10 protein-coding genes are annotated in these 9,486 nt (G+C 70.3%); 8 read left to right on the top strand and 2 right to left on the bottom strand.

Going from position 1 to position 9,486, the window contains the following annotated elements:
• Together VOI19_RS07680 and clpX are read left to right on the top strand one after the other, a co-directional pair.
• A partial coding sequence (locus VOI19_RS07680; protein WP_323792374.1) for an ATP-dependent Clp protease proteolytic subunit occupies window positions 1-90 on the top strand: 90 nt, incomplete at its 5' end.
• Window positions 91-207: 117 nt separating this feature from the next.
• Window positions 208-1,485, top strand: coding sequence for an ATP-dependent Clp protease ATP-binding subunit ClpX (gene clpX, locus VOI19_RS07675; protein WP_323792373.1), 1,278 nt, complete (start codon window positions 208-210; stop codon window positions 1,483-1,485).
• A gap of 241 nt (window positions 1,486-1,726) precedes the next feature.
• Here clpX and valS read toward each other — a convergent pair whose 3' ends face one another.
• Window positions 1,727-4,354 (bottom strand): valine--tRNA ligase, encoded by a 2,628-nt coding sequence (valS, locus tag VOI19_RS07670; RefSeq protein WP_323792372.1) that lies wholly within the window; start codon window positions 4,352-4,354, stop codon window positions 1,727-1,729.
• 57 nt (window positions 4,355-4,411) lie between these two features.
• On the bottom strand, window positions 4,412-5,509 hold the full coding sequence (locus VOI19_RS07665) for an NAD(P)-dependent alcohol dehydrogenase (RefSeq protein WP_323792371.1): 1,098 nt from the start codon (window positions 5,507-5,509) through the stop codon (window positions 4,412-4,414).
• A 195-nt stretch (window positions 5,510-5,704) separates the two neighbouring features.
• Here VOI19_RS07665 and VOI19_RS07660 point away from each other — a divergent pair, with 195 nt between their 5' ends.
• The 6 genes from VOI19_RS07660 to VOI19_RS07635 all read left to right on the top strand — a co-directional run.
• Complete coding sequence (locus tag VOI19_RS07660) at window positions 5,705-7,120, top strand: folylpolyglutamate synthase/dihydrofolate synthase family protein (protein WP_323792370.1); 1,416 nt, start codon at window positions 5,705-5,707, stop codon at window positions 7,118-7,120.
• Entirely contained in the window at window positions 7,117-7,488 is a 372-nt protein-coding gene (locus tag VOI19_RS07655) for a DUF4233 domain-containing protein (RefSeq protein WP_323792369.1), read from the top strand. The genes VOI19_RS07660 and VOI19_RS07655 overlap by 4 nt, the downstream gene beginning before the upstream one ends.
• Window positions 7,485-8,156 carry a pyridoxamine 5'-phosphate oxidase family protein gene (locus tag VOI19_RS07650; protein WP_323792368.1) on the top strand — a complete coding sequence of 224 codons (672 nt, stop codon included), beginning with the start codon at window positions 7,485-7,487 and terminating at the stop codon, window positions 8,154-8,156. Before VOI19_RS07655 ends, VOI19_RS07650 begins: the two co-directional genes overlap by 4 nt.
• A 5-nt stretch (window positions 8,157-8,161) precedes the next feature.
• Window positions 8,162-8,569 carry a nucleoside-diphosphate kinase gene (ndk, locus tag VOI19_RS07645; RefSeq protein ID WP_323792367.1) on the top strand — a complete coding sequence of 136 codons (408 nt, stop codon included), beginning with the start codon at window positions 8,162-8,164 and terminating at the stop codon, window positions 8,567-8,569.
• Between the two features lie 100 nt (window positions 8,570-8,669).
• On the top strand, window positions 8,670-9,020 hold the full coding sequence (locus tag VOI19_RS07640) for a hypothetical protein (protein ID WP_323792366.1): 351 nt from the start codon (window positions 8,670-8,672) through the stop codon (window positions 9,018-9,020).
• A partial coding sequence (locus VOI19_RS07635) for a hypothetical protein (RefSeq protein WP_323792365.1) occupies window positions 9,017-9,486 on the top strand: 470 nt, incomplete at its 3' end. The genes VOI19_RS07640 and VOI19_RS07635, both read left to right, overlap by 4 nt.

Raw genomic sequence — 9,486 nt, 5'->3', positions numbered from 1 at the left:
CGCGACAAGATCCTCACGGCCGCGCAGGCCGTCGAGTACGGCCTGATCGACTCGGTCCTGGAGTCGCTCAAGACCCCGGCACTGGCCTGATCCACCCCGAAGGTTTCCCGTGTTCGTCCCCCGTGGTGGGGACGGCACGGGGTACCGTCGGATCCCGCACCATGTTGCAATCCCGCTTCATCACGCTCGACCATCTGGAGGACCCCCGTGGCACGTATCGGTGACGGAGGCGACCTGCTCAAGTGCTCCTTCTGCGGCAAGAGCCAGAAGCAGGTCAAGAAGCTCATCGCCGGCCCCGGCGTCTACATCTGTGACGAGTGCATCGATCTCTGCAACGAGATCATCGAGGAAGAGCTCAGCGAGGGCTCGGACGTCGAGCTCGCCGAGCTGCCCAAGCCCAAGGAGATCTTCGAGTTCCTCAACTCCTACGTCATCGGGCAGGAGCAGGCCAAGAAGTCGCTCGCCGTGGCGGTCTACAACCACTACAAGCGCGTGCAGGCCGGCCTGGCGCCGACCTCGGGCAAGCACTCGAAGGACGAGGTCGTCGAGGTCGCCAAGTCCAACATCCTGGTGATCGGCCCGACCGGCTGCGGCAAGACCTATCTCGCCCAGACCCTCGCCCGCATGCTCAACGTGCCCTTCGCCATCGCTGACGCCACCGCGCTCACCGAGGCCGGCTACGTCGGCGAGGACGTCGAGAACATTCTCCTCAAGCTGATCCAGGCCGCTGACTACGACGTCAAGAAGGCCGAGACCGGCATCATCTACATCGACGAGATCGACAAGGTGGCCCGCAAGGCCGAGAACCCCTCGATCACGCGCGACGTCTCCGGCGAGGGCGTGCAGCAGGCGCTGCTGAAGATCATCGAGGGCACGACCGCCTCGGTGCCGCCGCAGGGCGGCCGCAAGCACCCGCACCAGGAGTTCATCCAGATCGACACCACGAACATCCTGTTCGTCGTGGGCGGTGCCTTCGCCGGTCTCGAGCACATCATCGAGCAGCGCGTCGGGAAGAAGACCCTCGGCTTCACCGCCGAGGTGCGTGGCGCCGAGCAGCGCGCGGCCGACGACCTGCTCGCGCTGGTCCGCCCCGAGGACCTCACCAAGTTCGGTCTGATCCCCGAGTTCATCGGCCGGCTGCCGCTCATCGCGAGCGTCACCAAGCTCGACCAGGCCGCGCTCGTGCAGATCCTCACCGAGCCGCGCAACGCGCTGGTCAAGCAGTACCGCAAGCTCTTCGACATCGACGGAGTCGAGCTCGAGTTCGCCGACGACGCGATCCTCGCGATCGCCGACAAGGCCCTCGAGCGCGGCACCGGCGCCCGTGGCCTGCGCGCCATCATCGAAGAGGTCCTCCTCTACGTGATGTACGACGTCCCCTCGCGCGGCGACGTCGCCAAGGTGATCATCAACGCCGAGGTGGTCCTCGGTGGCGCCGAGCCCGAGCTGATCCTGCGCGAGAAGCCCAAGAAGAAGTCCGCGTGACCCTGGTCGTCGAGTAGCCCGGCCGAGCGACGAAGTCGCGGGCACCCCTTGGTCGTCGAGTAGCCCGGCCGAGCGACGAAGTCGCGGGCCGGGCGTATCGAGACGCGGTGAGGTGCGCACTGTTGGTGTGCCCGTCGCGGCCATCTCGGTACGCCGGCCCTCGCAGGCTCGGCCGGCTACTCGATGACCGGTAGCCAGGACCTCGTTCCTCGGCCCTGGCTCCTGTCGACGAGCTCGTGCCTCACTCCTCGACGGGCGCCAGGGTCGCGTCGATGCTGAGCTCGGTCGCGTCGTTGGCGACGAGCACCAGGTCGTCGATCTTGCCGACGGCGACCAGGTCGTCCTGCGCGAGCGCGACTCGGTCGAGCATCTCCTGCGGGCCGCTGACGGTCACCTGGGAGAGGCGGGCTCGCATCGAGACCTTGGCCTGCGACTTCGCGCCACGCACGCCGCGCAGCACCGCCGCGACGGCGTCGACCGTGGCCGGGTTGGCCGCTGCGGCCGAGCCCAGCTCGGTGGCGACGGGCCAGGACTTCTGGTGGATCGAGCCGGACTGCCACCACGACCAGACCTCTTCGGTCACGTAGGGCAGGAAGGGCGCGAGCAGGCGCAGCTGCATCTCCAGGGCGATGGTCAGCGTCGCCTTGGCCGACTCCGTCGCGGCGCCGCCGTCCTCCGCGTAGGCGCGCTCCTTGACCAGCTCGAGGTAGTCGTCGCAGAACTCCCAGAAGAACTTCTCGGTGACCTCGAGGGCGGTGGAGTAGTCGTAGGCCTCGAACGCGTCGGTGGCCTTGTTGACGACGCCCGCGAGGCGGGCGAGCAGGGCGCAGTCGACCGGCGCGCTGACCCGCACGGGGTCGAGCGAGGTGCCGCCGACGTTGCCGAGCACGAACTTGGAGGCGTTGAGCACCTTCATCGCGAGGCGACGTCCGACCTTCATCTGCTGCTCGTCGAAGGGGGAGTCGAGGCCGGGGCGACCGATCGCGGCGCGCCAGCGGACGGCGTCCGCGCCGTAGGTCTCGAGGAGGTACTCGGGGTCGATCTTGTTGTTGCCCTTGGACTTCGACATCTTGCCCTTGCCGGTGCCGGCCAGCACGAAGCCCGAGATCAGCGCGTGCTTCCACGGCAGCGTGCCGAACTCGAGGTCCGAGCGGACGATGCGCGAGAACAGCCAGGTGCGGATGATGTCGTGGGCGTGGGTGCAGAGGTCCATCGGGAAGACGCGACCGAACAGGTCGGGGTCGCTCTCCCAGCCGCCGGCGATCAGGGGCGTGAGCGACGACGTCGCCCACGTGTCCATCACGTCGGGGTCGCCGAGGAAGCCGCCGGGCTGGTTGCGCTGCGACTCGTCGTACCCGCGCGGGGCGTCGGTGGACGGGTCGACCGGCGGCTCGGCCTCGGTGGGCAGCAGCGGGTGCTCGTAGTCGGGCTCGCCCTCGGCGTCGAGCGGGTACCAGACCGGGAAGGGGATGCCGAAGAAGCGCTGGCGCGAGATGAGCCAGTCGCCGTTGAGGCCACCGACCCAGTTGTCGTAACGGTGCTTCATGTGCGCCGGCACCCAGTCGAGCTCGCGGCCACGGTCGAGCATCTCGGTGCGCAGGGCGGCGTCGCGCCCGCCGTTGCGGAGGTACCACTGGCGGGTGGCGACGATCTCGAGCGGCTTGTCGCCCTTCTCGTAGAAGTTCGCCATCCGCTGGGTGGGCTTGGGCTCGCCGTCGAGGTCGCCGCTCTCACGCAGCGCCGCGACCATCGCCTCGCGAGCCGAGAACGTCGTCTTGCCGGCCAGCTCGGCGTAGGCGGTGGCGGCCTGCTCGCTGGCGAGCCACGGCGGGGTCTCGCGGGTGAAGCGGCCGTCGCGGCCCACGACCGTGCGCACCGGCAGGTTGAGCTCGCGCCACCAGGTGACGTCGGTGAGGTCGCCGAACGTGCAGCACATCAAGATGCCGGAGCCCTTGTCGATCTCGGCCAGGGGGTGCGCCACGACGGGCACCTCGACGCCGAACACCGGCGAGGTGACGGTGGTGCCGAACAACGCCTGGTAGCGCTCGTCGTCGGGGTGCGCGATCAGGGCCACGACGCTGGGGATCAGCTCAGGACGCGTCGTCTCGATGTAGACGGGCTCGCCGTCGGGCTTGTGGAAGGAGACTCGATGGTAGGCACCGGCGTACTCGCGGGCCTCGAGCTCGGCCTGGGCGACGGCGGTCTGGAAGGTGACGTCCCAGAGGGTCGGCGCCTCCTGGAGGTAGGCCTCGCCGCGGGCGAAGTTGCGCAGGAACGCGGTCTGGCTGATCTTCTGGGCCTTCGGGCCGATGGTCGTGTAGTGCTGGTCCCAGTCGACCGAGAGGCCGAGGGTGCGCCACAGCTCCTCGAACTTCTTCTCGTCCTCGGGCACGAGCAGCTCGCAGAGCTCGACGAAGTTGCGGCGGCTGATCGAGACCTGGCGCTTGGCGTCGGGCTTCTCCGGGGGAGCGAAGTCCTCGTCGTAGGGCAGCGAGGGGTCGCAGCGCACGCCGTAGTGGTTCTGCACGCGGCGCTCGGTCGGCAGGCCGTTGTCGTCCCAGCCCATCGGGTAGAAGACGGCCTTGCCCTGCATGCGCTGGTAGCGGGCGATCAGGTCGGTGTGGGTGTAGGAGAAGACGTGTCCGACGTGCAGGCTCCCGCTCACCGTGGGCGGCGGGGTGTCGATCGAGTAGACGTCCTCGCGCTCGGCGGTGCGGTCGAAGGCGTAGGTGTCGTCGGACTTCCACTGCTCCGACCACTTGGCCTCGAGACCCTCGAGCGCGGGCCTGTCCGGTACGACGACGGCGGCAGCGGGGGTGCCCGCGTCGCTCGTCGGGTCCGGGGCCTGTGCTGCGGGAGTCTCAGTCATAGGTGAAATCCTAGTTGCGACGATGTGTCGCCGTCCTACCGGCCGTGGTTGCCGTCGTCACCACACCAGGACGGGCTTGACCACCGCACCCGAGGTCACGTCGTCGATGGCCTGCTGGATCTGGTCGAAGGAGTACGTCGTGACCAGGTCGTCAACGTCGAAGTCGCCGGCCGCACGCATGGCGATCAAGCGGGGGATCATCTCCTGCGGGTCCGACTCGCCCTCGACCGAGGAGCGGATGACCTTGCCGCTCTGGAGCAGGTCGATGGCGTCGATGGCGTACTCCTCGGCGCCCAGGCCGAGAGCGACCAGGGTGCCGCGCATGGCCAGCGACTGCTGGGCCTGCTTGACGACCGCGGAGATCGCGGTCGTGTCGATGGCGTACGACGCTCCGCCGCCGGTGAGCTCCTTGACCTTGTCGACGACCGACTGCTCACCGAGCGCACCCGGGTCGACGGCCACGGCGCCGTACTTCTCCGCGACCTCGAGCCGACTGGCCATCAGGTCGACCGCGACGATCGTGCCGCAGCCCGAGGCCTTGGCGGCCACGATGGCTGCGAGTCCGACGGCCCCGCAGCCGAAGACGACCAGGCTGTCGTCCGGGCCGGGCTCGAAGATGTTGAGCACGGTGCCCGCGCCGGTCTGGAAGCCGCAGCCGTACGGCGCGAGGGTCGCGAGGTCGAGGGACTTGTCGACGACCACGCAGTTGTCGGCGTAGGCGATGGCGTGCTGCGCCATGCTCGACTGGCCGAAGAAGGAGGCGTAGACGGGGTTGCCGTCGCGGTGGTGGGTGGTCGAGCCGTCCATGCGGAAGCCCATGTAGTTGAACATCATCGACTGGTCGCAGTAGCCCACCAGGCCCTCGGCACACTTCGCGCACTCGCGGCACGAGCGGAAGCTCATGAGCACGTGGTCGCCCACCGTGATGCCGGTGACGTCGGCGCCCACCTGCTCCACGACGCCGGCGCCCTCGTGGCCGAAGACCCGGGGGAACATCTCGGCCGGGAGCGTGTCGCGCAGGGAGAGGTCGGTGTGGCACAGCCCGGTCGCCACGATCCGCACCAGCACCTCGTCGGCGCGCGGCTCGTCGATCTCGACCTCCTCGAGCAGGAAGGGCTGGCCGGGCTCGTTCACGATGGCGACGGTGGTCTTCATGCGGGCGGTGCCTTTCGACGATGTGACGGCGCGACGTCGATGTCACGACGATCAGGTGACCCCAACCTAGAACGTGTTCTAGTAACTGTCACGCGTCAATTCCTGATCCGCCGCCACCGTTTCTCGCCGAGTCGGCGCGTTGTCGCGCCGACTCGGCGCAAAGGGTCGCGGAGGAGTCCCTAGACTCGGGTCGAGATGTCGGACACCACTGAGACCCCAGACGCCCCTGAGCCCGCTGAGCAGCCTGACGCCCCCAGGCTCGCCGAGACCTGTCGCGAGGTCGAGGACGCCCTGCTGTCGCGCTGGCCCGAGACCAAGCTCGAGCCCTCGCTCGACCGGATCCGTGCGTTCTGCGAGCTGCTCGGTGACCCGCAGGCCTCGTTCCGCTCGATCCACCTGACCGGCACCAACGGCAAGACCTCCACCTCGCGGATGATCGACACCCTGCTGCGCGCCCTCGAGCTGCGCACGGGTCGGTTCACCTCCCCGCACGTGGAGCGGATGAGCGAGCGGATCAGCGTCGACGGCGAGCCCCTCGACGATGAGGAGTTCGTGCGCGCCTTCAACGACGTCGCGCCCTACACGCACCTCGTCGACACCGACCAGCCCTTCCCGCTGTCGTTCTTCGAGACCGTGGTCGGGATGGCGTACGCCGCGTTCGCCGACGCCCCGGTCGACGTGGCGATCGTCGAGGTCGGCATGGGCGGCACGTGGGACGCCACCAACGTCATCGACGCCGACGTGGCCGTCGTCCTCCCGGTCGCCGTCGACCACGCCGCCTTCCTCGGCGACACGCCGGGCGCCATCGCCCGTGAGAAGGCCGGGATCATCAAGCCGGGCTCGATCGCGGTCCTGGCCGAGCAGTCCGTGGATGCCGCGACGCCGCTCCTCGAGCACGCCCAGGAGGTCGGGGCCACCGTGGTGCGTGAGGGCCACGACTTCGGCGTGATCTCCCGCGTCGCCGCCGTCGGCGGCCAGGTGATCTCCCTCCAGGGGCTGCGCGGTCGCTACGACGACATCTTCCTGCCCGTGTTCGGCGCGCACCAGGCCCAGAACGCCGCCGTGGCGCTCGCCGCGGTGGAGGCCTTCGCCGGCGAGGCCGTCCTCGACGACGAGCTGGTGCGAGCCGCGTTCGCCGAGGTGACCTCGCCGGGTCGCCTCGAGGTCATCCGACGCAGCCCCACGATCGTCCTCGACGCCGCCCACAACCCGCACGGCGCCCAGGCCACGGCGGCCGCGCTGGAGGACTCCTTCCAGTTCAACCCGCTCATCGGCGTCGTCGGCGTGATGGGCGACAAGGACCACGAGGGGCTGCTCGCCGCCTTCGAGCCGCACTTCGCTCACGTCGTCTGCACCCAGAACTCCACCGACCGCGCGATGCCGGCCGACCGACTCGGCGAGGCCGCGCTCGAGGTCTTCGACGAGGACCGCGTCAGCGTCGTGCCCGACCTCGCCTCCGCCCTGGAGGCCGCGGCCACCCTGGCCGAGGCCGGCGAGGCCTTCGGCAGCCCGCTCGGCTCGGGGGCCGTGCTCGTCACCGGCTCGGTCGTCACCGTCGGTGAGGCGCGCGCGCTGCTGGCCCGCCGGGGGAGCCGGGGGAGCCAGGCATGAGTGAGCGGGACAAGTCGCCGCGCCGTGGCATGTGCTCGGCGGTGCTGTTCCTCGAGGCCATCACCCTCGGGCTCAGCACGCCGGTGATGATCGCCGTCGCCGACGTCCCGCCCGGCACCGCGCTGCCCGTCGGGCTCGGTCTCGCGCTGCTCTGCCTGCTGACGTCGGGGCTGCTGCGCAAGGAGTGGGCCTACAACGTCGGTTGGAGCATCCAGGGTGCGGCGATCGCGCTGGGCTTCCTGGTGACCACGATGTTCTTCCTGGGCGGCATCTTCGCGCTGCTCTGGGCCTCGGCCGACCTGCTCGGTCGCAAGATCGAGCGCGAGCGTGCCGCGGCGTTCCGCGCGTTCGACGCCCAGAACCCATGAGCACGCCGCTCTCGCCCACCGATCGCACCACCGTCCGGCGCGGGAGCAAGCGCGCCGTCACCGACCGAGCCGCTCTCCATGCCCTGCTCGCCGACGCTCTGGTGGCTCACGTCGGCGTCGACACCGGCGAGCACCCGGTCGTGCTGCCGGTCGCCTTCGCCGCCGATCTCGACGGACCGGACGACGAGGGCACCCTCTACATCCACGGCTCCGTCGCGGCCCGGTGGCTGAACGCCTCGGAGGCGACGACCGTGTGCGTCACCATCACCGAGCTGGACGGCCTCGTCGCCGCACGCTCGGGGTTCCACCACTCCATGAACTACCGCTCGGCGGTGGTGATCGGCCGGGCCCGGGTCGTCACCGACCCGGACGAGAAGGCGCACGCCCTCGCGCTGACCGTCGACCACATGGTGCCCGGGCGATCCGCCACCCTGCGGGAGCCCACCCGCAAGGAGCTGGCGGCGACGTCCGTGCTCGCAGTCCCCCTGGCCGAGGCGTCGCTGAAGCAGCGCTCGGGTGACCCGGTCGACGAGCCCGGCGACGTCGAGGCCGGTGTGTGGGCCGGTGTGATCCCCGTACGACGGGTCGCCGGCGACGCGATCAGCGCGGCGGACTCGCACGCAGACGTCCCCACGGACGTGACCGCCCGGGCCGCCGCACTAGGCTGAGCGCCATGACCCAGCGCACTCTCGTCCTGCTCAAGCCCGACACCGTCCGCCGGGGACTCGTGGGGGAGGTGCTCGGTCGCTTCGAGGCCAAGGGCCTCACGATCGTCGCCATGGAGCACCGTGAGGTCGACGGCGAGCTCGCCGACCAGCACTACGCCGAGCACGTGGAGCGCGACTTCTACCCGCCGCTGCGCACGTTCGCGACCAGCGGTCCGATGGTCTCCCTGGTGCTCGAGGGCGACGAGGCGATCGACGTCGTCCGCTCGCTGAACGGCGCCACCGACGGCCGCAAGGCCGCCCCGGGCACGATCCGCGGCGACCTGTCGCTGTCGAACCGCGAGAACCTCGTCCACGCCTCCGACTCCGAGGAGTCGGCCGCGCGCGAGATCGCGCTGTGGTTCCCGAACCTCTGACCTGACCGGGATCCCTGCACACCCTCGCTGACCTCGAGGGCTCTCCACAGCCTGAACGCCGTGCGCTTCGCGATCCCGCGCGAGCAGCGAGCGTGCAGGCATGCACACACCTGGCTCGGGAGGCTCCGCCACCGGGGACGACCCGGTCGAGATGCGGATGGTCCCGACCGACGTGGGTCGGGCCTCCCGCGGCTGGGACGAGCAGCACCACGACCTCCGGGCTGCCGCTGCCCAGGTCGACCAGGCTCCCGTCACGGGCTTCCCGCCGCGGGTCGAGCGCGCCGCCGCCGACTTCGTGCGCGCCTGGGGCGACCACGTCGGTCGCGCCGCCGACCTGTCGGCCGAGCAGGCCGACGCCCTGCGGTCGGTCATGGCGGCCTGGGTGCACACCGACGAGGTGATCGGCGCCGACTTCCTCCTGCTCCTGCCCTATCTGGAGCAGCTCCGATGATCGCGGTGCGACTGCCGGCGGCGCCGAGCGTGATGCCGTCGCTGAACGTCGCGCCTGGAGCGGTCGAGGACTGTGGACTGCGGCTGCGTGCGGCCTGCGCGCGTCTCGACGACCTCGGCACCTTCGTGGCAGGCCCGGCGCGCCTCACCGGGTGGACCGGTGCCTCGGCCGGGGCCTACCGGCGCGCCTCGACCGCGATGGGGCGCGGCGCCGACGCGATGTCGTTGGCCCTGAGGCGAGTCGCGGCCCGGGTCCTCGAGCACGCAGCGACCCTGACCGCACTCGCCCAGCAGCACGACGATCTGGTGCGCCGCAGCGGCGTGCTGGTCGAGGGCATCGCGGGGTTGCGGCGCGACGTCGCAGCCGCGACGCCCGACCGCATCGTCGACCTCGCGCCGGTGCTCCAGGCGCGCAGCGACGCCGTCGCCGGCCACGTCGCGAGCTATGAGGACCTGCGCCGTCGCTG

The organism is Nocardioides sp., from assembly GCF_034670285.1.
In the GTDB taxonomy this organism is placed as follows: Bacteria; Actinomycetota; Actinomycetes; order Propionibacteriales; family Nocardioidaceae; genus Nocardioides.
Note: the sequence above shows the minus strand (reverse complement) of the source record. Positions and strands in the feature narration are given on the sequence as shown.

Excerpts from the sequence above, each read along its gene's own strand:
- VOI19_RS07640 (WP_323792366.1), top strand. The coding sequence starts at position 8,670 with ATGCACACACCTGGCTCGGGAGGCTCCGCCACCGGGGACGACCCGGTC.
- VOI19_RS07655 (WP_323792369.1), top strand. The coding sequence starts at position 7,117 with ATGAGTGAGCGGGACAAGTCGCCGCGCCGTGGCATGTGCTCGGCGGTG.
- VOI19_RS07650 (WP_323792368.1), top strand. The coding sequence starts at position 7,485 with ATGAGCACGCCGCTCTCGCCCACCGATCGCACCACCGTCCGGCGCGGG.
- ndk (WP_323792367.1), top strand. The coding sequence starts at position 8,162 with ATGACCCAGCGCACTCTCGTCCTGCTCAAGCCCGACACCGTCCGCCGG.
- VOI19_RS07665 (WP_323792371.1), bottom strand. The coding sequence starts at position 5,509 with ATGAAGACCACCGTCGCCATCGTGAACGAGCCCGGCCAGCCCTTCCTG.
- VOI19_RS07660 (WP_323792370.1), top strand. The coding sequence starts at position 5,705 with ATGTCGGACACCACTGAGACCCCAGACGCCCCTGAGCCCGCTGAGCAG.
- valS (WP_323792372.1), bottom strand. The coding sequence starts at position 4,354 with ATGACTGAGACTCCCGCAGCACAGGCCCCGGACCCGACGAGCGACGCG.